Genomic DNA, 21,797 nt, shown 5'->3' with positions numbered 1-21,797 from the left:
TCTGCTTACTCCTCCTCTATTTTCAATAATACTTCTTCAAGAGATCGGACAGCGGCAGCGAGTGTATCAAGATCGTCCGCTTCCAGGGCCTGCAGTCTTGCTGCTACACTCTCATGAAACCGGCCGTGCTGCACTTCCAAAAAATGCCCTCCTGCTTCTGTGAGGTGTATATACATTACCCGTTTGTCTGTCTCATCCCTGCGCTTTTCCGCCAGCTGGTGTTCCAGAATCTTCTTTAACAGCGGCGTTATATTGGATTTTTGAATACCCATTTCCCTGGCCAGATCCGTCGGTCGTATTCTGCCTTTTTCCTGAAGCATACGCAGAATCATAAAGTGCGTACGATGCAGGCCATCACAATGAAGTGACTGCATAGGCATAAATTTTCTTTTAATCAGCGGGAATACGGCAAGCAGCCGGTCTGCTACCTGTTCTTCTTTTGTTAATGGCATGTTCGCACCTCTATTTTATCCTTCATTTCTTTTTCTGCATGGATCAATTGACTTCTTTCTGCAAAAGAGGAATAATTAGTTATGATATCATAACTAATTATAACAGAAGCGGGTGACAGAATGAATAACATTATTGAAGTTCGTGAGCTCAATAAAACATATAAAGACAAAACAGCTGTTGATTCCATTGACTTTGATGTAAAAGAAGGAGAAATTTTCGGCTTTCTTGGTCCCAACGGTGCCGGAAAAAGCACAACCATCAACATGATCTGTACAATGCTTGCCCCGACAAGCGGAAGCATTACTATAAACGGCTTTGATGGCAACAAAGACCGACGCGATGTCCGGAAAAGCATCGGGATTATTTTTCAGGAAAACACGCTTGATGAAAAGCTGACGGCAAAGGAAAACCTGATGCTTCACTGCCGGTTTTATAACGTACCCCGCAGTAAGAGAAAAGAGCGGATCCAGGAAGTTCTTATGATTGTCGACTTGGTGGAAGAAAAGGAAAACAGAGTCGAAACGTTCTCCGGGGGAATGAAAAGACGGCTCGAAATCGCCCGCGGCCTGCTCCATTATCCGAAAGTTCTTTTTCTCGATGAGCCGACGGTCGTCTTGATCCGCAGACGAGAGCACACATTTGGGAATACATTCTCCGTTTAAAAGAAAAAGAAGGTATTACGATGTTTTTAACTACCCACTACCTTGATGAAGCGGAAATCAGCGACCGGATTGCTATTATGGATCACGGGAAAATTATTGCAATGGACTCACCCGAAAATCTGAAAAATACGCTCGGCGGCGACATTATTGAGCTTTCTACGCAGGACAATGAAAAAGCGATGCTCGAAATTCAGGCAAAAGCCCCGAAGCTGAAGTAACGTCCAAAGAAGATATTATTTACCTGAAAGTAGCAAGCAGCGACGCGTTTATTTCAGAATTCATTAAAAATCTGGAAGTGCCTTTAACCCGGCTGAATATTAGAAAGCCTACCTTAAATGATGTATTTCTTTCTTTTACCGGCCGGAATATCGGCAGCACTGAACCAGAAAAACAATAGAGAGGAGACACAAAGCTATGGAAGGTATATTTGCTATTTGGATTAGAGGACATGACTCGTTTTTTCCGGGACCGTGCGCGTTTAATCGGTTCTTTTTCCATGCCGATCCTGTTTCTGCTGATTTTCGGCGGAGGCATGGGAGGTACGATGGAAAGCTTGATCGGCAGCAGCATGCCTGATGCCGGAGAGGATTTTCAATACCTGCAGTTTGTGTTTCCCGGTATGTTTCCATGACTCTCTTGATGACTTCTATTTTTCTTCATTATCCATTATTGAAGAACAAAAACTTCGGCTACATGAAGGAAATACTCGTCTCCCCGATTTCAAGGGTGAGTATTGCCGTCGGAAAAGTATTAAGTGCCTCAACAATCGCTACTTTTCAGGGGATCATGCTTTTTCTGCTTATTCCGTTTCTCGGAATTAATTACAGCCTGACCTCCCTGCTTCTGGTAGTCCCATTTATGTTTCTGCTGGCCTGTGCCCTGTCCTCCTTCGGTCTTTTGATCGCAAGCTTTCTGCGTTCTACACAGGGATTCCAGCTCATTGTCCAGATTTTGGTCATGCCGATGATTTTTCTATCGGGCGCATTATTCCCTATTAACAATATGCCCGGCTGGATGGACGTAGTCGTTAAACTCAACCCGGTTACCTATGGCGTTGACGTGATGAAGAAAATAATGATCGACGTGGAAAGCCTCTCCCCTATGATACGGGACGCCATGGGACTTAACCTTCAGCTTTTCGGCACCACGCTGACTGTTGCTATGGAAATCGCATTTATTTTCACCTTCACCGTTATTCTTATTCTATTTGCTACGCTCAGCTTCAGACGCGCCAACGCCTAAAAACGGATGCTGCTTTTTTTTGCAGCGCCATATACAACAGCGGACCTTTGCCTTTTCACAGGTAAATAAAGGTTCGCTGTTTTCTGTTTAAAAAGACTTTTTGAGAAAACCTGATCAAACAATATTTATAGTACTTATAACCTAAGTTGATTGAAGTGTTTAAAATAATGAAGTTTTGTTTATTGGGCATCAATCTCTTACATAAATATCCTTTAAAGCGTATTTAATTTCAGAAGAAATAAATTAAAGAACACAGCAAACCCTTACAGGTTATAAAGTTGAGGAAATATATACCTAAGTCACTCTTAGTGAATTATCAGCAGTTTTTTATGGACATTTTTTATAAATATATAATAAATTCCCTTTTTTGTTACATTTTGTTCACTATAGTTGTTACAATTGACGTAATACAAAAGATCAGGAAAGAAATCATCAGTAAAACTATTTCTTTTACTTTTGAAACTAAAATGATTTCTGCAAATTAATAACCAGATAATTGGTTTTATATAGATATACGAAATTAGGAGGCGCTTCACTTGAAAAAATTTGGAATTGGTTGTTTAGGACTTATCGGTATTCTCGTTATCATTGTTATTATTATCGTAGCAGTTAGTGGTGGTGATGAAGCATCTACCTCTAATGAAGATGGGGAAAGTTCCTCTGAGAATTCATCTGAAAGCAATGAAGAAGTTTATTCCATGGAGAAGAAGCCCAAGCAGGTGATGTTACATATGTTATAAATAATATGGATACAGCCAGCAGCGCAGGAGCAGAAGGCATGGAGCAAGAAGCGAACGGCATTTTTATAGTATTGGATGTTGACGTTACAAATAACGGTAGTGAAGCCATCACTATGGATTCTTCTTACCTTTCTCTATTAAGTAGTGGAAACACTTACGATGCCGATGGAGTTAATTCTGATTTATTTTTAGAACAGATTAATCCCGGCTCCTCAAACAGCGGTGAAGTTGTATTTGACGTAAATCCAGATGTAGCAGAATCAGATGATTTACAAGCTCAGCTGAATGAAGGTATGTTTGGCAGCAATTCTGCAGTTGTTAATTTAACAGAGTAACAAGGTTACTAATTGATCTATTGTAAATTTATACAAACAAAATAATATGCTTGTATTATAGTTGTGAATTTTATGTATTGGTGGCTATATTATTTATTCAAGAAAATGAAGAAGAAAAATAAACAGGGGTGACTCCAGCAGAACAGCCATAGCAGAAGATAAAGAGGCGTTTTTCCCTCTTTAGCTGAGGCATGGCCTGCGGAAAGCACCCCTGTAAAGATTTTGTATAAAAATACTTATTTTTTGTCTTTTTCAACAGCCTAAAAACGGATGCTTATCTCACATAAGCATCCGTTTTTTATTATTATGCAAAAAGTAAAATGGCGCCCTAGACAGGATTCGAACCTGTGACCTACAGCTTAGGAGGCTGTTGCTCTTCCTCTGAGCTACTAGGGCATGGGATTTGGTATTGTACAATCCTTTATGATTATGCGCTATTTTTAAAATAACTGTAAACCGAACATTTGTTCCATTTAAGAATTGATCATCCTATGGTTACCACTTTCCATTTAAAGGGTATAGTATAATATACTTTTCTATAAAGGAGCGTGACGGAATTGAACAGATCCAGGGGATACGATAGTCTAATGAACAGTACATTTTTTGTCGCTTTTGCTTCTGCTTTATTAACGAACCTTTTTCTGCATTACATTGTAGACTTAAATGTAAACTGGTTTTTTGAATACACTTGTTTTTATCTTCTTCTTTCTAGTTTTCTTTTTTGTTATCAAGTATATATACGTCACGTATTTCACAAAAGACCGAAGAAAATAAACGAAACAGCCGGCCTCTCCTTATGGAGAAGCCGGCTGTTTTTTACTTACGATACTGCTTTTCTATTTTGAATATCATTTCCCAGTCTCTTTTTATTGCTCGCAATAATGTAGATGACAAGAAGGAAAATAGCTGCTGTAATTAAAGTACCAAGATTAAAGAATCCTTTTTCTCCGATCCAGACTATCGAATATCCAATCGATCCGGCTAATAATGCATAGTAGAAGAAAGGAAGCAGCGTCTTTCGAATGATGAGTCCTTCTTTTCCTACTAATCCTACTACGGCGCAGGCTGCTACTACGTTGTGCACGCAGATCATATTACCTGCTGCACCGCCTACCGCCTGCAGTGCCACCACCCAGTTCGGGTTAACGCCAATCTGTGTTCCTACGTTGTATTGGAATAACGAGAACATCATATTACTTACTGTGTTACTTCCTGCAATAAATGCACCCAGTCCCCCTACAAATGTAGCGAATATCGGCCACAAGTCTCCTGTAAAGGAAGCTACGCTGTTTGCCAGCACTACCGGCATTTCAGCATAACCGGCCGTGCCCCCGCCGGAGTTTAGAAACACCTGCACCATCGGTACTGTGAAAATCAGAGCGACCGAAGCGGCCAGCATCGTTTTTCCGGACTGTTTCCAAGCTCTTGCATAGGACTGACTGTCCATGCCATGAAGGAAAAATGTAATAACGGATACGAGAATAAAAGTAAAGCCAGGGGAATATAAAGGCTGGAAACTAGCCGTTATGTCAGAACCGAATATCCCTGGATACTCCAGCGTTAAGGACTGAAGGATTCCTTGAAAAGGCAGAAATGCCTGCCTGGATAAGACAAGGAACAGCCCAATTAAAACGTACGGCGTCCATGCTTTTACCATGCTCATGCTGCCGCTCTTATGTCCGATATCCTTAATTTCAATGCTGCCGGTCCATTCCGGATCCCATTTCGATTTTTCGTCGAAATCCCAAATGTCGTCTCCTTTCGGCATAAGAAACCCTCTTTTGGAAGCTGTAATAACGATAAGCAGTCCAACAAGACCTCCGACCATAGACGGGAATTCAGGGCCAAGCACATTGGCTACAATGACGTATGGAATCGTCATAGCCACTGAGGCAAATAACGCAAATTTCCATATTTTAATACCTTCAGCGAATGATTTGTTTTTTCCGAAGAATCTGGTCATAACTGCTACTACGAATAATGGAATAAATAATCCGGCAATGGCGTGAAGAATCGCTACCTGGCCGGCAATTTCTGTTGTGAGAGCCAGAAAGTTTGATGTAATAGAAGCATCAGCGGAAAGCCCGGTCTGCACTCCTACCAGCATCGGGGTTCCTGCTGCCCCAAAGGACACCGGCGTACTTTGGATAATCATGCCGGCGACTACTGCGGCCATTGCCGGGAAACCAAGTCCTACTAACAGCGGAACAGCTACTGCAGCCGGTGTTCCAAAACCAGCTGACCCTTCAATAAAAGATCCAAACAGCCAGGCAATGATAATAACCTGGACACGGCGGTCCGGGGAAATATCCGTAAAGCCCTGGCGGATCGTCCGCATGGCCCCGCTTTCCTGAAGAGTGTTCAATAAAAGAATCGCTCCGAAAATAATAAACAAAAGCGTTCCGGCAGTGATTAAACCATTCAGAGAAGCAGCGGCGACTACGTTTCCCGGAACCCCCCATACAAAAAAGCCAGCACTACCGCTACCAATAAAGACAACGGCATAGCCTTACTTGCCGGCCACCTTAACCCAACAAGGAATATACCTACAACCAGAATAGGAAGCAGCGACAGCAATGCTAGTAAACCTGTACTCATAGTGTTTCCCCCTTCATTTTCGTTTTATAAAATAAATGGTATGTAGTTCATTGTTTCCTAATAAGAAACCTTGTTTCCTTTATAATAAAAGCATACAATGAAAGCGCTTTTATTACAATCCGAATTTTCTCCGTTTTCTGTAAATTTTGGTATCCACACTGTCTTTTTTATCGTAATGTGTCCTGTAAAAAATAGATATGTACAAATATACAAATTTAAGCGCTTACATATTGGGCATTTATATAACAGCGCAAAAAAAACCGGGAGCATAAAGCATCCCGGCAGATCTTATATTGCTTTAATATAGCCAAGTCTTGAAGATATGCGGCTTGTTACATCTATGAGAAGCGGACTGATCTTCTGAATCCGCTCTTTGGACATTCGGATGGAAGGACCGGAAATACTCACCGCTCCTGTAATCTTTTTTTTATTATCAAACACCGGTGCCGCTATACACGTAATACCCAGCTCATTTTCCTGCTCCTCTACTGCATATCCCCTGTTTCTTACTGCTTCGAGTTCTTTTAGCAAAACTCCTTTATCGGTAATGGTGTAGGGAGTGTGCGGCTCCATCCCCTGCTCCCGCAGCACGTGCTCTACTTCTTCGGGAGAAAGATGGGCCAGAATCATTTTACCTGCACTTGTACAATGACCCGGCGCCCGTCTTCCTACCTTTGAATGCATACGAAGCGTCTCATACCCTTCCAGCTTGTCGATGTATACCATCTGCTCCTGGTCCATCACCACAAGATGAATCACTTCATTTGTCTCTTCTTCCAACTCCTGTAGAAAAGGGCGGGCCAGTGTCCGGATATCCATAGATTCGAGAAGAAGAGAACTCAGTTCCAGGTATTTGTAGCCGAGCTTGTACTTTTTTGTCGTTCTATCCTGTTCTGCATAACCGTGCTCTACCAGAGTAGTAAGTATTTTAAAAGCTGCGCTTTTTGTTACCCCTATTTTCTCTGCTAAGCCGGTTACCCCTATTCCTTCTTTATGCGTGCTGATAACAGCTATCATTTGCAATGCCCGGTCCACCGACTTAACCATGGGGAAAGCCTCCTCTTTGGCAGCGTTTTTTGGGTCTAGTATAGCACAAGCTGTGCAGCTTCCTGCGGTATTAAAATAAATACCTCTCCAGCACGTTATACCACATGCTGTATCCTGTATCGTTTGGATGAACGCCGTCATCAAGAATATCATCAATGTCATAACCCTGTTCCTGCCGTTCTGCTTCTATCTCTGTGTAGCTGTCTACATAATTCCATTCGTTCTCTATAATATGCTCCTGAGTCTCCGTTAGATAATCCAAATATGTATTACCTCTAATATTTGCGGAAGATGTTTCAAGCGGGTTGGGAGAGATAACAACAATTTCTGCTTCCGGCAGCTCTGCTTCCAGCTGCTTCATTAACGTATCAATAGATTCCACTGTTGTATCCAGCGCTTCTCCCTGCCGGTAGCTGTTAATCACGCTCGTTTCAAATACAATAAAGTCAGGACGCGCTTGAATCAGGCTGTCTACTATACCTTGTTCAAGCAGGTCATTCGCTTTATAGCCATTCATTCCAAAATTCCCGAAGGTAATTGTTGTTTCGCTGAGCTCTTCTCTTGATTCGAGATCGCTTTTTAATAAGCCGGCCCAGCTCGTTGCGGTGGAACTTGCTCCCATTCCTCTGGCTACACTGCTCCCGATAACAGCTACCCGCAGCTCACCGTTTTCCTGTGCCTGCTGCTCAAAAAATTCCATGTAGTCCCCTCTTCCGGTTTCTTCTTCTGCAAGCTCGTCTTCCTGCTGCCTTTGTTCTTCTGCATCACCTTTATAGACCATCTGATAGAGGAAATATGCCCCTGCGCCCAGCAGCAGCAATGCCGCAAAGGCTGCCCATCTTCTTTTTAACACATTCGTTGCTCCTTTATTTTTCTGCATTCATTAATCTCTGTTATCTTTTTCCCTGAGAGGGAATAGATGAAATACTGTATTCATTTCGTTATTTGTATATGCTATTACATTCATGAAAATATTTCCATCAAAATCCCCAAAGGAGTTTTTACAATGATCATCCGTATTGGCTACGTATCGCAGTCACTTCATCTCTGGGAAGCAACCCCCGCAAGCACGGTAACCCTTTCCCGTTGGAAAGCATATTCCCCCGCTGAAAGAAAAGATAAACTACATCAGGCTGTCGAAAAAAATTTAACAAACACCATCCGTATGCTTCATTATAACGCAGCCCAGGAAATCAAGCTTTTTCGCTTTTCTTCTGCGCTCGTGCCTCTTGCTACACACAAAGAAGCTGCCTGGGATTACATTACACCATTTACAGATCTATATAAAGAAATTGGTGCACTTGTAAAAAAACACGATATCCGTCCAAGCTTTCACCCCAATCAGTTTACGCTGTTTACAAGTGATAAGCCGGAAGTTACAGAAAACGCAGTTAAAGACATGGAATATCATTATGAAATGATGAAGGCGATGGAAATAGAAAAAGACACTTATATTAATCTTCATGTGGGCGGGGCTTACGGAAATAAAAGTGCCGCTGTGGAAAGGTTTCACGAGAACCTTAAATCCCTTCCGGCCCCATTAAAAAACAGATGACGCTGGAAAATGACGACAAAACCTATACAACTTCTGAAGTGTTGGACATCTGCGAAAAAGAGGACATTCCTCTTATGTTTGATTATCATCACTTTGCAGCAAACCACAGCGACGAAGAAGAATTAAGCAGCCTTCTTCTGCGTTTTTTCAAAACCTGGGATAAAACCGGCCTTCCTCCCAAAATCCATGCTTCTTCCCCCAAAACGGAAAAAGAGTTCCGGAGCCACGCGGATTATGTAGATTCAGCATTTCTTGAGCCAATGATGAAAGAACTCCGTAGATTAAACACGTCGGTGGATTTCATGGTCGAAGCCAAAGCGAAAGACCTTGCTGCCCTAAAGCTGACCGAAGATTTATCAGCCGCACGCGGCGTTAAACGAACCGCCGCTGCCGTTCTTAAGCTCTGATATATTTCACCTATTCAGCCATCTTGTAAAAAGATGGTTTTTTTATTGACTTAAATAAGTTTATGGGGTAAACTTCTTTTAGTTTAGGGGGTATACTAATATGAATCAAAAGCTTCAGCGCGCAACTGAATTGTTCAGCGACGTGATGGTATATGGAAAAAATAAAGTATATGAACATATTAATTATGAAATTCAGGGTGAATTTTCTATTGAGCAGATGAAAGTTCTTGAACTGCTTCACACCCACCATTCACTGACGTCAAAAGAACTGCAGTCGATGCTTGGCATCCACAAAAGCGCCATCTCCAACCGTTTGAAAAAATTAAGCGACCGTGGCGATATCGTATTTATCCAGGAAGATAAAGACCAGCGCGTCAAGCATGTAAAGTTAACAGATCAAGGGACAGAAGCCTACGTCGTCATTTCTGCGCAGGTAGATGAATACTTAAGCCATTTATTAGGTGACATAAAAGACGAAGAGCTTGATCAGCTTATTGCTACGTTTGAAAAAGTGAAAGATATTTTCCAAAAAAACTAATCTATATTTAAAGGGGTTTATCGATGCGTACTATATTAAAATTCAGATGGCTTATTGCCTCTCTTTTGCTGATTATTACGGTTGTTTCTGTTTTTATATCGCCCAGCTTATCGGATATAGCCGGAGAACAGGACGGGTTTCAGCTTCCTTCTGACATGAGTTCCCAAATTGCAGGTGATGTACTCGAGGCTGAAGGAGAAAGCGGCGAAACCATTAGTATTGTTCTTGAATGGGAAGATGCTTTAACCGGGCAGCAGGAAGAAGAGCTGGCCCGCTACATCGAAGATATTCAGGATGGGGAGCTGGTGGCTAATGTCAGCAGCGTAACCGATCCTCTGGAGAGTGAGAACACACGGGAACAGCTCGTTTCTGAAGATGAAAATGTCGTACTGATTCCTATCAGCATTGACGGAGGAAGCGATGAATCCATTGCTGCTTCTGAAGACATTGAGGAGCTGACTGCTCCTGAGGGTGCTGATTCCTATATTACCGGGAATTCCATTATCAGCCATGAAATAGACGAACAGACCCAGGAAGGCCTGGAGCGAACAGAGGTTATTACCGTACTGCTGATTCTATCTCTTCTCGTCCTTGTCTTCCGGTCGCTCGTAGCTCCGCTTATTCCACTCTTCTCTGTCGCCATTGCCTTTTTATTAAGTCAGTCGGTGGTGGGATTTCTTGGAGAATGGTTTGGGTTTCCGGTTACGACCTATACGCAGGTATTTCTCGTTGCCGTACTGTTTGGCATAGGAACAGATTATTGTATTCTGCTTCTCAGCCGCTACCGGGAAGAACTTGCATCCGGTAAAGACACGCATGAAGCCATTATTCACACCTACAAAACGGCTGGAAAGACGCTGTTTTTCAGCGGACTTGCTGTCTTTGTCGGCTTTGCGGCTTTGGGCTTTGCTGAATTCGCGATGTATCAGGCTACAGTCAGCGTAGCTATCGGTGTATTCATATTAGTATTAGTCCTTTATCTGCTGTTGCCGTTCTTTATGGCCGTTTTAAAGGAAAAAATGTTCTGGCCTTCTAAAAAACCTGCATCACACAGCCATAACAAACTCTGGAAACAGCTGGGCCGGCTTTCTATTTTCCGCCCGGTCCTTTCCCTGCTTCTTGTAGCGGCGATTACGCTTCCTTTTATTTTAACGTATGACAACAATACTTCTATAACAATACAGACGAAATAAGCGGCGGCACACAGTCACTGGATGGACTTGAAGTGATCGCAGACGCCTTCGGGGAAGGTCAGGCTCTGCCTCTTGAAATTATTATTGATGGAGATGATAACCTCATTAATGAGGAAACAATGGCCTATACCGAAGCATTATCTGCAGCTATTGCTGAATCTGAAGATGTATCGGAAGTCCGGAGCGTTACACGGCCGGCCGGCTCCATTATTGACGAGATCTATGTAGATAATCAAATGGAGACCGTCTCTGAAGGGCTCGATGAAGCCCGTAATGGCCTGACGTCCATTGAAGAAGGCCTGGATGAGGCAGACAGTGGCTTTGATGAAACCAGCTCTGGAGCCTCAGACTTAGAAACTGGAATCGGCGAACTGGAAAATGGTCTGTCTGAACTCGATGCCGGCTTTACCGAGGTAAACAACGGCTTAAACGAAATCACCGGAAGCCTTGGGGAAGTTCAGTCTGGTGCAGAGGAATTGGAAGCAGGATTGGAAAGCATTGAAGCCGGACTTCCTGAAGGCCAGGAAGCGGCCGGCGGGGCACTGGATGAACCTGTAGCAGCGTTGAACCAAATCAATGGCCAGCTCGCAGCTATCCCCGGCCAGCTTCAGCAGGCTCAATCACCGGAGGAAATTACTGCCGTAGCTGAACAAACAGCTGCCCTTCAGGCTGCCCTTGCTGAAGTAGAAGCCGGCCTTGCTGAAGGTAATGAACAGCTGACGGCTCAGCAGCAGCAGGCTTCCGCCCAGCTGGATGCGTTAAGTGACGGTATTAATGAGCTAACGGCAGGAGCCGGTGAACTGTCTGCCGCTCTTGGGGAGATCCAAAACGGGCTCGAAGAGGTAACGGCTGCAAATGAACAGCTTGCAGACGGTGCCTCTGAACTGCAGGAAGGTGCAGGCACACTAGAAGAAGGTGCAGGCGGCCTTGCTTCCGGCATTGAACAGCTTCAGGATGGCGTTGCGGAAGCAAACAACGGACTTGGTGAAGTCAACACTGGACTCGAAGACGCGCAGACGTTTACGCAGGATATTTCTGAAGCATCTTACGTGCGGGGCACCGGTGTATTTGTACCGGAAGAATTTCTTAACAACGATGACTTCCAAGAATCTCTTGATACGTATATCTTTGCCTCGGAAGAAGGCATGACTATGAGCGTCAGCCTGGCTGCCGATCCTTACTCACTTGAAGCTATCGATGCCACCGAAGACATTAAGCAGCTGGTCAGCCAGCAGGTGCAGGGTACACCATTTGAAAATGCGGAAATTTCCTACAGCGGGGTTTCAAGCTCCAATGCTGATCTGGAGGAAATTTCAAGCGCAGACTTTACACACACGATTACGATTATTTTAATCGGGCTGTTTATTGTTCTGGCCATTTTACTGCGTTCTTTATTTAAGCCGATAGTCATACTGGGTGCACTTCTGCTCACCTACTATACGTCCATGGGCATTACCGAAATGATATTCGTCAATGGACTGGGCTATCCGGGTATTATGTGGCCCGTTCACTTCTTTACTTTCATTATGCTCATAGCACTCGGAGTCGACTATTCTATCTTCCTGTTCGACAGATACCAGGAGGAAGCCGGCCTGGGTGTCCGTGAAGGCATGATGCAGGCAATGATTAAAATGGGAACTGTTATTATTACAGCCGTTATTATTCTGTGCGGTACGTTCGGCGCCATGATTCCTTCCGGTGTTCTAACACTGATGCAGGTAGGTACAGGGGTAGTAACGGGGCTTCTCCTCTTCGGCCTGATTATACTTCCTCTATTAGTCACAGCGATTATCAGTTTGGAAGAGCCGAGAAAGCCTAAAACCAAAAAAGAATAATTGTGCATACCCCGGTCTTTCTATATAGAAAGCCGGGGTATTTATTTATGTACCAATTTGTCATCTTTTGTGTTTTCCTATATAATCTGTTGTTATATTCTGAATATAAGGGAGGTCTATTATGAATGAACCAGCACACCACCCTAAAAAAAGATGGGAAATGCCTGATACATATGTGATTTTATTTGGCGTGCTGTTGTTTGCTTTTCTTTTAACATACCTGCTTCCTTCCGGCTCTTTTGAGCGGGAGACAGTAGACGGAGTAGAACGGGTGGTACCGGGAACCTTTTCTTTTACCGAAGCCGGCAATGTAGGTCTTATGGATTTTTTCTATGCGATACAAATGGGAATGGTGGAATCGGCTGACATCATTTTCATGGTGCTGTTCACCGGCGGCGCCTTTGAGATTATTGAACGCTCCGGTGCTCTGCGGGGCGGTATTCACCGCGCCGTTTCTCTTACCCAGGGAAAAGAGTTCTGGATGATTGCTTCCATCTGTACTATTTTTGCGCTTGGAGGAGCGGTTGGAGCGGTCGCCAACGCCGTTATCGCCTTTGTGGTTATAGGTATTATTATCGCGCGTACGTTGAAGCTTGATCCTATTGTGGCAGTAGCTATTACGTTCGGAGCTAACTTTGCCGGATTTAATGTAGGTTTTATTAATCCCTATACCCTTGGCATCGCCCAGGATATTGCCGACCTGCCTCTGTTTTCCGGACTGTTGCTGCGTATTATCGTTTTTGTATTGATATTATACGTAACGATTTTCTACATATGGAGGTACACAAAGCGTATTCTTAAAGATCCTTCTAAAAGTTTAATGAATGTTTATGAAGAGGAAGAAACAGAAGGCCTGGAAGCTCCATTTACGCGGCGCCATAAAGCAATACTCTGCTTTATCGGAGCGGGACTTATTTTCTTTGTATACGGCTCGATTCAACTCGGCTGGACCATCAATCACATGGCGGCATTTTTCGTCTTCCTCGGTCTGAGCTGCGGGGTCATTGCCGGTATGCACTACAATACGATAGCTCTCACCTTTCTGCAGGGAATACAAAAGCTCGCTTACGGAGCGCTCGTTGTCGGGCTTGCCCGTGCTATTATTGTGATGCTTGAGGAAGGAACCGTGCTCGATACGATCGTTTACGGCCTCGCCGTTCCCCTGGAAACCATGCCTCCTGTACTTGCTGCACTCGGAATGTTTGGCGCCAACGGAGTACTCAACTTCCTAGTAAACTCCGGCAGCGGCCAGGCCATGATCGCGATGCCTATGCTCGTGCCTCTGGCAGATATGGTTGGCGTAACCCGCCAGGTCGCTGTGCAGGCTTTTCAGTTCGGAGACGGGTTAACCAATATTATTTTCCCTACCTCTGGTATTTTAATGGCAAGCCTTGCCGTCGCAGGCGTACCCTGGACCACCTGGGCACGCTGGGTATTTCCATTATTCTGTATTTGGGCCGGTATAGCGGTCGTTACGTTAACGATTGGTGTTCTTATCGGGTGGGGCCCCTTTTAATGTTTATGAGAAAGAAGGCTGACATGAATGAAAATATATACAGTTGATGCTTTTACAAACGAACCCTTTGCCGGAAATCCGGCCGCCGTCTGCCTGCTGGAAAAGCCCGCAGAAGACATGTGGATGCAGAAGACGGCTATGGAAATGAACTTATCGGAAACTGCTTTTTTAGTAAAAGAGTCCGAACCTTTTCATTATCAGCTCCGCTGGTTCACACCCTCGTCGGAAGTTGATCTATGCGGCCATGCGACTCTCGCCTCCGCTCATATCTTATGGGAGCAGGATTCTGTGCCTTTTGATCAGGTATTATATTTTCATACAAAAAGCGGATTATTATCTGCCTCTTACGACCAGGGACGGATCATCCTTGATTTCCCGGTAGAAATGCCGGGTGAATGTTCGATTCCCGATGTCCTGCTGGACAGCCTTTCCGTACCTGTTGTAAGCATAGAAAAAAACAGGCTGGAATATATCGTGGAAACGACCGATGAAGAAGCTGTTTTTCAGGCCAAACCGGATACTCGTCGTTTTCTGGAGCTTGATGCACGGGGCGTTATCTTAACTGCCGGAAGCAGTCAGGAAAAATATGATTTTGTTTCCCGCTGTTTTTATCCGGCACTTGGCGTAGAAGAAGACCCTGTAACCGGTTCTGCCCACTGCGGGCTAGCACCGTTTTGGGAGAAGCGTCTGCACAAATCTTCTTTTTCAGCTAGACAGGCATCCAGCCGCGGAGGAGATCTATTCATTACTATTGAAAAAGACCGCTGTTTGATTGCCGGATCCGCCGTTACCGTTCTAGAAAGTACTCTCTTTTTCTAACGACAAAAAGCTTCCTCTGTTTTACAAATAGAGGGAGCTTTTTTTGTATCGTTCTTTCTGTTTTCTGCATCTAATTAACGCTTCCCGGGACTCCCCTCCTTCAGCCCTTTCCCCCATTTAACGGGAGTTTATGGTATAATAGAGGAGGAATATACACTGGATTTCAGGAGGTTTTTCATGTCAGTCGTCGAGAAAAACAAGGCATTTGATAATGCGCTTGCCTCCATGGAAATGGAAGGCTTCACTTACTCTGCCCATGAAATGAAAATCGCCGAAGATTTCTGCAGAGGTCATATCTCCCGTGAAGAAATTCTGCAGATGATCAAAGAAAAGAAAGCCTGACCGATGACTCAGCACACATATATGTATCCCGGTACAAACGTTCTAAAAAACAAGCTGAACATACGAAACAAAGAAGAACTCGAGCAGGCAGAGAAATATCTCACGCTGAAACGGATGGTAGAGCTTTACAACAGCAGGCGGGTCACGGGCTCTTTTAACAGAAAGCATATTCAGGACATTCATTATCATATTTTTCAGGATTTATATGAATGGGCTGGAGAATGGCGGACCGTACAGATTCAGAAAGGTTCTACCAATTTTCTTGCCACGTCTTTTCTTCACATTGGACTGGGTGATTTAGAAAAGCGTCTTGTAAAGATGAACACTGGAGGATTTAAGACAAAAGAAGCATTCTCTGACGCTGCCGCTGTAATTTATACTGACCTGAATTATATTCACCCTTTCCGGGAAGGAAACGGACGGACGCAGCGGGAGTTTATCCGACAGCTTGCTTTATACCATGGATTTGAAATGGATTATATTGATGAGCGCCGGGAAAAGCTGTTTGAAGCAAGCGTTGTCGATGACTACACCATGGCAAAGGACGCACTTATGGCTATTATTAAAAACGATACAGTAGATACTGCCTTAAAAGAACGAATCCGCTACGACGAAGAAGAGAACAGCTGATCAGCTGTTCTCTTCTTCATTTAAAAATCTGTCAGCTCTTCGCTTTATTTATTTCCCACTCTTCTGCCAGAATTCCATAGACCGCGTGGTCGACAAAATGATCATACAGCCATTCTGACTGACGTCTTGTGCCTTCATAACTGTATCCTGCCTTTTCTGCTACGGCCCGGCTTTTCTGGTTTTTAACCGCTGCCGAAATTTCCACCCGGTTCATTCCCAGTTCTTTTATGGCATAGTCGGTAAGGGCCCGTGCTGCCTTTGTCATAATCCCAAAACCTTGAAACGGCTGATGAAGCCAATAGCCAATATAAGCCGTGCGGTTACTGGCATCAATCTGGTTAAAACCGGCAACCCCGGCAGGGCGGCCTTGATAGAGAATAAGGGTGTTCATCTGCCTTCCTTCGGCATATCCGTATAAAGAAGATCGGATATACGCTTTTGTATCTTCTTCTTTTGTTATAGCGTCAAGCCAGGGAAGCCATTCTCTTAAATACTGCCTCGACTCCTCTGTCATCGCAAATACAGCCGGGGCATCTTCATACGAAAGCAGCTTGAGCTGCAGGTCGTTATCCACTTTATAAAGGAACATAGGCTGCCTCCTTTTTTATGTATAACAAACAGCCGCTGGTTTACACCGGCTGTTGTTTTTTTTATTTTTTAGCCAGATAAAAACCAATATTATGCAGGGCCTGTTCCAGCGTTCCGACAATTTTGGTCTGCTTAAGGTCTTCTTTCACATCCATCCCAATGGCTTTAATGGCAAGATCCGGACGAATACCTGTTAAAATCGGCTCCACACCAATAAGATCAAGAATTTTAATAATCTTTAACAAATGAGCTCCCACTTGATTGTTTATGCTTAAAATACCGGAAAGATCGATAATAAGGTAATCAAGGTTATACTCTTTGCTTTTTGTAAGGGCAGTATGAATAATACTGTCTGCCCGCTTTTCATTCACATCGCCAATAATGGGCAGTATGGCCACTCCTTCTGTAATCGGAACGAGCGGAGCAGAAAGGCTTAAAATCTGCTCATGGGCCTTTTCGATTTCAATTACGTGAGTCAGCATAGAAGCCATTGCTTTAAATAATTCGCGGTGTTTTTCTGTGAACTCAAATTGCTTCGTATCAATGCCGCAGATGGTTCCATAATTTTCTCCATCGCCGTAATAGACCGGTATACCGATAAAAGAGCCTCCGCCAAGCTGCTTGGTTACTTCCAGCTGTCTGGTTGATGCATGGGCGTTTAAATCTTCTATTACATAAACATCCGAGCCCCGCTCTACGCTCAAATAGCAGAACGTCTCTTTAAAGGGAGTAATGTCTCCTTCTTCGAGCAGCGGCGCTTCGACATTCAGTACTTTTATCATTTCGTTATGGCTGCCGTCATTTCTAGCAATAAACAACGTATTAATATCTATAAATTCACTCATTAACTGCAGTATATTGGCTGTAGCTTCTTCAAACGTCTGAAGAATCGGGGCGGACGGCTGTGCTTCCGTATTTAATAGCATAATAGGTACCTTTCTTTTTATCATGATAGACTATATATTATTACTTTGTTTATCTTACTATATTTAGTCTAAATTGTAATACATAACCTCTCAGCCAATTATTTCCTGGAAGAGGGAGCGTAATTTTCCGGCAGCTTTACCTTATACTTCTCTTTTAGACGCCGGTTGCTGTCTACATATTTTTCTTTCAGCATTAAATGAAGCGATTCAGGCAGCATGTAGCGTTTATAGTGAACTTTAAAGCTCGCTTTGCTTTGGAGAATCCGTCTTGGAGAAACCTTGCCTATTACAGGAAAACGCCGGATCGGAAGTTTCCCATTAGGGTTAAGGTTTGTTTTAAACAAGTAATTCAGGCGTCTTCCCACTTTGGCCTGGGCCGCCCCAAAACTCCGGTTTACATGGGTGTTGGAATAAGAAGGGACCATATCTTCTCCCATATATGCAAGCAGATCCTTGAGACCTTTGTTAATATCCTCATTAAATGTTTCATATACCATACAGTAATAGCTGCCTTGACCAAAAATGTCTTCTACCATTTCCAGGTAACGATCATAATAAAAATGATCCAGCACACCGTATTCCTGCATGTCCTTAAAATAATTTTCCGGCTTATTGGTGCCGCCCTGATGAATATACTGGAGATACAAAGAAGTAACCAGCTTTACCTGCTCCCGAATTCCAATAATGATGCGCACATCGTAGGAATCCGCTGGAAACACCCTCCGAAGGTCTTGTAATACAGATTTCTGCTGTTTGGACCGCTTCTGCGAAAAAGGACTGCCGGACAGTCCTTCGTATGAGATTAACAGCGGTTTTCCTTCTTCCCATTTTTCAAAACGTTCCCGTATCAACTCGATATTTCCATCTGTTAAGGATTTCAGGCGGATGTCGTAAAGTGTTTCACTGATATGCTTATTTTTAATATGAGTAACGTTCTGCATTTTTGGATAAATGCGACGCTGTAAAAACGTTGTGGCTGTTTTATGAAACCCAACATGTATGTATACTTTTTTCATGATCTCTAACCCCTATATAAATAATAGTTTTCTGAATTCTCCCGCTGCTGTGCTTCAGGCACTGTAGATTTATTTACGTTATAAAAGCTCTCGGCTTTTGTTTCCAGATGGAAAAACACCGTTCCTCGTCTTTTATTAACTGCCGGTTCTTTTTTGCTGCATAGTAAGTATATACGCCATCTTTTACTACGGAAGCCTGCTGAAAGTCCAGTTTTTCCATTAATCGCTGAGAAGAAAGATTTTCCCTTTTTACAAGTGCAGTAACGACTTCCAGGTTCATCGAACGAAAGCCATACTCTAATATAACATGCATTGCATGAGTCATGATATGAAGCCCCCAGAATGATGGATGAAGTTCCATCGCCACTTCTGCCCGGCCGCTTTTTTGATGCCAATTGTGAAAACCGCAGCTTCCAATTACCCGTTCCTGGTCCTGCAGCACAATACCAAACCGGCATCCGGTTCCGTCGGATTCTATATCATGATACCACTGAATTTCCTCCACCGCCTCCTGAACGCTGCGGAGCGGTTCCATTCCATAGTGCTCTACTACTTCCGCCCTGGATAAATAGCTCCACACATCAGCTGCATCTTCTTCTTTTAAAGTACGCAGATAGAATAGAGGCTGTTCCTGGAAATACCCTTTTTTTTGTCTCATGCTATTCCTCCTTCATGTTTGCGTTCGGACTCTCATCTATTCAATGTAGGTATTTTGTCTTATTATAGGTTTTTATCATAACTAATTTGCTTCTTCTATGCTTATTTATATTTTTATCTGATATTTTCATTCATATTTTCTTTTTAATTCCGATATAACAGGATATACCATACTATTAAAGGAGAATAAAATGAGAAAAAAATCCCGGAAAACATCCTCGAAAAACTTATCATTGCGCAACAAACTGTTTTGTCTTTTTTACTTATATTAGTTGTTCCCGGTCTAATTATAGGCTCTTTGTCCTATGCATCTGCAAAAGAAGAAGTACGTAACCAATTAATCGAGAACATGGATAAAAGTGCCCTGCTTCTGGATGAGCAGGTGGAGAGGGAAATCGCCTCCAAAAAAAAATGATGTCACTTTTTATGCCTCTGACATCAGCGGAGCAGATTTTGAAGACAGCGGGGCCGCAATGGAAAAGCTGAACGCCTATATTTCGCAGAACAGTGACGTTCTATCCATATATACCGGCTCTGCTGACGGCGATATGCTGATGGCTCCCGAGAATGAACTACCCGATGATTATGATCCGACTGTGAGAGACTGGTATACACTTGCCGCTGCCTCTCCTGATGAAGCTGTAGTCACCGAACCCTACATTGATGCCGTCACAGGAAATTTAACCGTCACCATTGCAAAAATGCTGGAAGACGGATCAGGTGTCGCAGGTATTGATTATGATCTGACGGCTCTCATGAGTTTTGCAGACAGCAATACGATAGGTGAAGAAGGCTATATGATTATCACTGACACCACAGGAAATTACCTTTACAATCCGGAACAAGAGCCCGGCACTCCCCTTCAGGAGAACGTTCAGCCGGCCTGGCCGATGCTGAAGAAGGCATCTTCAATTACAAAATTGACGGTGAAGACAAAGTCATGGATTTCACGACAAATGAAGCCACCGGCTGGAAAATCGGCGCCACCATGTACGAACATGAAGTCACCAATGCAGCTTCCGGTATTCTAAAAGAAATGGCTGTCGTTATCGGTATTTCTATTCTGCTGGGATCTCTCATCGTATTTTTCATTATCCGTTCCATCATTCAGCCGCTTCGTCGTTTATCAAACAGCGCTGAGCGCATCAGCGAAGGAGACTTGACGGAGTCAGTTGAAGTTAATTCTTCTGATGAAATCGGCCAGCTCGGTACAAGCTTTAATAAAATGGCTGACTCGCTCCGGACCGTGATTACGAAATTAAATAACTCCATTGACCAGATGAGCTCGTCTTCCGAACAGCTTCTTGCAAGCTCCGATCAAACCGCTGCAGCTACAAGAGAAGTGGCTTCAGCCACCGAGCAGGTAGCAAGCGGAGCAGAGAATCAAACGATCAAAATTGATCAGACAAATGAAGAAATCAGCCAGGTCTTCCTTGGCGTACAGACGATCGCAGAGCGCTCTTCGCTTGTGTCGGAACTAACCTCCGCCGCCTCAGACCGTGCCAAAGAGGGTGAAAAACATGTGAAACACAACCTGGAGCAAATGGAATTTATTCATCAGTCCGTTAGCAGCTCTAATACAGTTATCCAATCCCTGGCCGAGCGCTCTAAAGAAATAGGAAATATTCTGGAAGTGATCAGCGGTATTTCCAGCCAGACAAATCTGCTGGCGTTAAACGCCGCTATAGAGGCAGCAAGAGCCGGCGAACAGGGTAAGGGATTTGCGGTTGTTGCTGATGAAGTTCGAAAGCTCGCAGAACAGTCTTCTGAGTCTGCCAAGCAGATCGGCACGCTGATTACGAGTATTCAGCAGGATACCGAACAGTCTGTCCAGCAGATGGGCGCGGTTTCGGTTAATGCAGAGCAGGGCCTTGTCGTAACAAAGGAAACGTCGAATCAGTTTCAGGAAATTCTGCAGAGCATGGAGCAGATTGCCCCGAAAATAGAAGATGTCTCTTCGACAGCCAAGCAAATCACAGACCGCATCAGCGGTGTAACAGCTTCTGCTGAAGACATTTCCACCATTGCCCAGGAAAATGCAGCTTCTTCCCAGGAAGTTGCTGCTTCCACCGAAGAACAGCTGGCTTCCATGGAGGAAATAAATGCGGCAGCCCAGTCGCTGAACCGTATGTCTGCTGAACTTAAAGATTTAGTCAATTCGTTTAATATTTAATAGACTAAAAGAAATTCCAATACCGCGCTGCCGCGGATGATTGGGATTTCTTTTTTTAGTCAGCTTTCTTTCATCCAATAAAATATAAAATAAATACCCCTGACGAAACAAGCGTTTCGAAAAGGAGTACAGAGTCAGTCTTATGTTTCTTCCGGGAAAAGTTCGGGCATTAACGGTCCTTCTTCTTCAGATTCCGTTTTCTTATCGTTTGGCGTAACGTGCATGGAAGACTTCCGATATTTAAATTCCTCTATCAGCTGTTCCCCCTGAAAGCCTTCTGCGATAAGCTGTTCCAGTATTTCTTCTGACACATCTTCCAATGGTTCCCTGTAAGGAGTAATGACCAGCTTTTTATTGTCGACATTCTCAATCATTATTTCTTCTTCAATATCCAGTGCCTCAAAAAACTCCTTCGGGATACTCATCTGTCTTTTGGATGATACTGCAATTCTTTTGATTTTCCGCTCTTTTCTTTTTTCTTCCATGCTATCCGGCCTCTCTCTGCCGCTTTGCGGCTCCTTCTTA

21 protein-coding genes, 1 tRNA gene and 3 pseudogenes are annotated in these 21,797 nt (G+C 43.7%); 15 read left to right on the top strand and 10 right to left on the bottom strand.

Going from position 1 to position 21,797, the window contains the following annotated elements:
• Positions 1–5 precede the first annotated feature (5 nt).
• The gene (locus tag MMY81_RS12050) at positions 6–452 is read right to left on the bottom strand and encodes a MarR family winged helix-turn-helix transcriptional regulator (RefSeq protein WP_252313095.1); all 447 of its coding nucleotides are present in this window, start codon (positions 450–452) and stop codon (positions 6–8) included.
• 120 nt (positions 453–572) lie between these two features.
• On the opposite strand from MMY81_RS12050, the pseudogene MMY81_RS12045 reads away from it, so the two are divergent.
• The 5 genes and pseudogenes from MMY81_RS12045 (at position 573) to MMY81_RS12025 (ending at position 3,432) form a co-directional block, all read left to right on the top strand.
• A pseudogene (locus MMY81_RS12045) lies at positions 573–1,512 on the top strand (ATP-binding cassette domain-containing protein).
• A 30-nt stretch (positions 1,513–1,542) separates the two neighbouring features.
• Positions 1,543–1,746: a hypothetical protein gene (locus tag MMY81_RS12040; protein WP_252313094.1), complete on the top strand. Its 204-nt coding sequence runs from the start codon at positions 1,543–1,545 to the stop codon at positions 1,744–1,746.
• 8 nt (positions 1,747–1,754) lie between these two features.
• The gene (locus tag MMY81_RS12035) at positions 1,755–2,357 is read left to right on the top strand and encodes an ABC transporter permease (protein WP_252313093.1); all 603 of its coding nucleotides are present in this window, start codon (positions 1,755–1,757) and stop codon (positions 2,355–2,357) included.
• A gap of 536 nt (positions 2,358–2,893) precedes the next feature.
• The gene (locus tag MMY81_RS12030; RefSeq protein WP_252313092.1) at positions 2,894–3,097 is read left to right on the top strand and encodes a hypothetical protein; all 204 of its coding nucleotides are present in this window, start codon (positions 2,894–2,896) and stop codon (positions 3,095–3,097) included.
• A 5-nt stretch (positions 3,098–3,102) separates the two neighbouring features.
• Complete coding sequence (locus tag MMY81_RS12025; RefSeq protein ID WP_252313091.1) at positions 3,103–3,432, top strand: DUF4352 domain-containing protein; 330 nt, start codon at positions 3,103–3,105, stop codon at positions 3,430–3,432.
• Between the two features lie 321 nt (positions 3,433–3,753).
• Here MMY81_RS12025 and MMY81_RS12020 read toward each other — a convergent pair.
• The 4 genes and pseudogenes from MMY81_RS12020 to MMY81_RS12005 form a co-directional block, all read right to left on the bottom strand.
• Positions 3,754–3,828 (bottom strand) — tRNA-Arg (locus MMY81_RS12020).
• A 424-nt stretch (positions 3,829–4,252) separates the two neighbouring features.
• Positions 4,253–6,030: pseudogene (locus MMY81_RS12015) on the bottom strand (L-lactate permease).
• A gap of 288 nt (positions 6,031–6,318) precedes the next feature.
• Positions 6,319–7,077, bottom strand: coding sequence for an IclR family transcriptional regulator (locus MMY81_RS12010; RefSeq protein ID WP_252313090.1), 759 nt, complete (start codon positions 7,075–7,077; stop codon positions 6,319–6,321).
• A gap of 70 nt (positions 7,078–7,147) precedes the next feature.
• The gene (locus MMY81_RS12005) at positions 7,148–7,957 is read right to left on the bottom strand and encodes an SGNH/GDSL hydrolase family protein (protein WP_252313089.1); all 810 of its coding nucleotides are present in this window, start codon (positions 7,955–7,957) and stop codon (positions 7,148–7,150) included.
• Positions 7,958–8,083: 126 nt separating this feature from the next.
• Between MMY81_RS12005 and uvsE the strand changes: the two are divergent.
• From uvsE to MMY81_RS11965, 8 genes and pseudogenes are all read left to right on the top strand, one after another.
• Positions 8,084–9,039: pseudogene (gene uvsE, locus MMY81_RS12000) on the top strand (UV DNA damage repair endonuclease UvsE).
• 100 nt (positions 9,040–9,139) lie between these two features.
• Positions 9,140–9,577: a MarR family winged helix-turn-helix transcriptional regulator gene (locus MMY81_RS11995; protein ID WP_120192992.1), complete on the top strand. Its 438-nt coding sequence runs from the start codon at positions 9,140–9,142 to the stop codon at positions 9,575–9,577.
• Between the two features lie 23 nt (positions 9,578–9,600).
• A complete protein-coding gene (locus MMY81_RS11990; protein WP_252313088.1) occupies positions 9,601–10,770 on the top strand; it encodes an MMPL family transporter in 1,170 nt (389 codons plus the stop codon).
• 32 nt (positions 10,771–10,802) lie between these two features.
• Positions 10,803–12,605, top strand: a complete 1,803-nt coding sequence (locus MMY81_RS11985; protein ID WP_252313087.1) for an MMPL family transporter — start codon at positions 10,803–10,805, stop codon at positions 12,603–12,605.
• A gap of 121 nt (positions 12,606–12,726) precedes the next feature.
• Complete coding sequence (locus tag MMY81_RS11980) at positions 12,727–14,121, top strand: YfcC family protein (protein ID WP_252313086.1); 1,395 nt, start codon at positions 12,727–12,729, stop codon at positions 14,119–14,121.
• 27 nt (positions 14,122–14,148) lie between these two features.
• Entirely contained in the window at positions 14,149–14,940 is a 792-nt protein-coding gene (locus tag MMY81_RS11975) for a PhzF family phenazine biosynthesis protein (protein ID WP_252313085.1), read from the top strand.
• Positions 14,941–15,117: 177 nt separating this feature from the next.
• Entirely contained in the window at positions 15,118–15,282 is a 165-nt protein-coding gene (locus MMY81_RS11970; protein WP_170146882.1) for an antitoxin VbhA family protein, read from the top strand.
• 3 nt (positions 15,283–15,285) lie between these two features.
• Positions 15,286–15,912 (top strand): Fic/DOC family protein, encoded by a 627-nt coding sequence (locus MMY81_RS11965; RefSeq protein WP_252313084.1) that lies wholly within the window; start codon positions 15,286–15,288, stop codon positions 15,910–15,912.
• Between the two features lie 31 nt (positions 15,913–15,943).
• Here the strand turns inward: MMY81_RS11965 and MMY81_RS11960 are convergent, their stop codons facing one another.
• The 4 genes from MMY81_RS11960 to MMY81_RS11945 all read right to left on the bottom strand — a co-directional run bounded on the left by MMY81_RS11960 (position 15,944) and on the right by MMY81_RS11945 (position 19,100).
• Positions 15,944–16,501: a GNAT family N-acetyltransferase gene (locus MMY81_RS11960; protein WP_252313083.1), complete on the bottom strand. Its 558-nt coding sequence runs from the start codon at positions 16,499–16,501 to the stop codon at positions 15,944–15,946.
• A 61-nt stretch (positions 16,502–16,562) separates the two neighbouring features.
• The gene (locus MMY81_RS11955) at positions 16,563–17,426 is read right to left on the bottom strand and encodes a GAF domain-containing protein (RefSeq protein WP_252313082.1); all 864 of its coding nucleotides are present in this window, start codon (positions 17,424–17,426) and stop codon (positions 16,563–16,565) included.
• A gap of 98 nt (positions 17,427–17,524) precedes the next feature.
• Complete coding sequence (locus tag MMY81_RS11950; RefSeq protein WP_252313081.1) at positions 17,525–18,442, bottom strand: hypothetical protein; 918 nt, start codon at positions 18,440–18,442, stop codon at positions 17,525–17,527.
• Between the two features lie 73 nt (positions 18,443–18,515).
• Entirely contained in the window at positions 18,516–19,100 is a 585-nt protein-coding gene (locus tag MMY81_RS11945; RefSeq protein ID WP_252313080.1) for a GNAT family N-acetyltransferase, read from the bottom strand.
• Between the two features lie 373 nt (positions 19,101–19,473).
• Here MMY81_RS11945 and MMY81_RS11940 point away from each other — a divergent pair, with 373 nt between their 5' ends.
• Both MMY81_RS11940 and MMY81_RS11935 read left to right on the top strand, forming a co-directional pair.
• A complete protein-coding gene (locus tag MMY81_RS11940) occupies positions 19,474–20,130 on the top strand; it encodes a cache domain-containing protein (RefSeq protein ID WP_252313079.1) in 657 nt (218 codons plus the stop codon).
• Positions 20,040–21,272 (top strand): methyl-accepting chemotaxis protein, encoded by a 1,233-nt coding sequence (locus MMY81_RS11935; RefSeq protein WP_252313078.1) that lies wholly within the window; start codon positions 20,040–20,042, stop codon positions 21,270–21,272. The genes MMY81_RS11940 and MMY81_RS11935 overlap by 91 nt, the downstream gene beginning before the upstream one ends.
• 140 nt (positions 21,273–21,412) lie before the next feature.
• Here MMY81_RS11935 and MMY81_RS11930 read toward each other — a convergent pair whose 3' ends face one another.
• The gene (locus MMY81_RS11930; protein ID WP_252313077.1) at positions 21,413–21,757 is read right to left on the bottom strand and encodes an AbrB/MazE/SpoVT family DNA-binding domain-containing protein; all 345 of its coding nucleotides are present in this window, start codon (positions 21,755–21,757) and stop codon (positions 21,413–21,415) included.
• Positions 21,758–21,797: the final 40 nt, after the last annotated feature.

The sequence above is a fragment of the Sinobaca sp. H24 genome (genome assembly GCF_023845525.1).
This window is presented reverse-complemented; position numbering and strand designations above follow the sequence as displayed.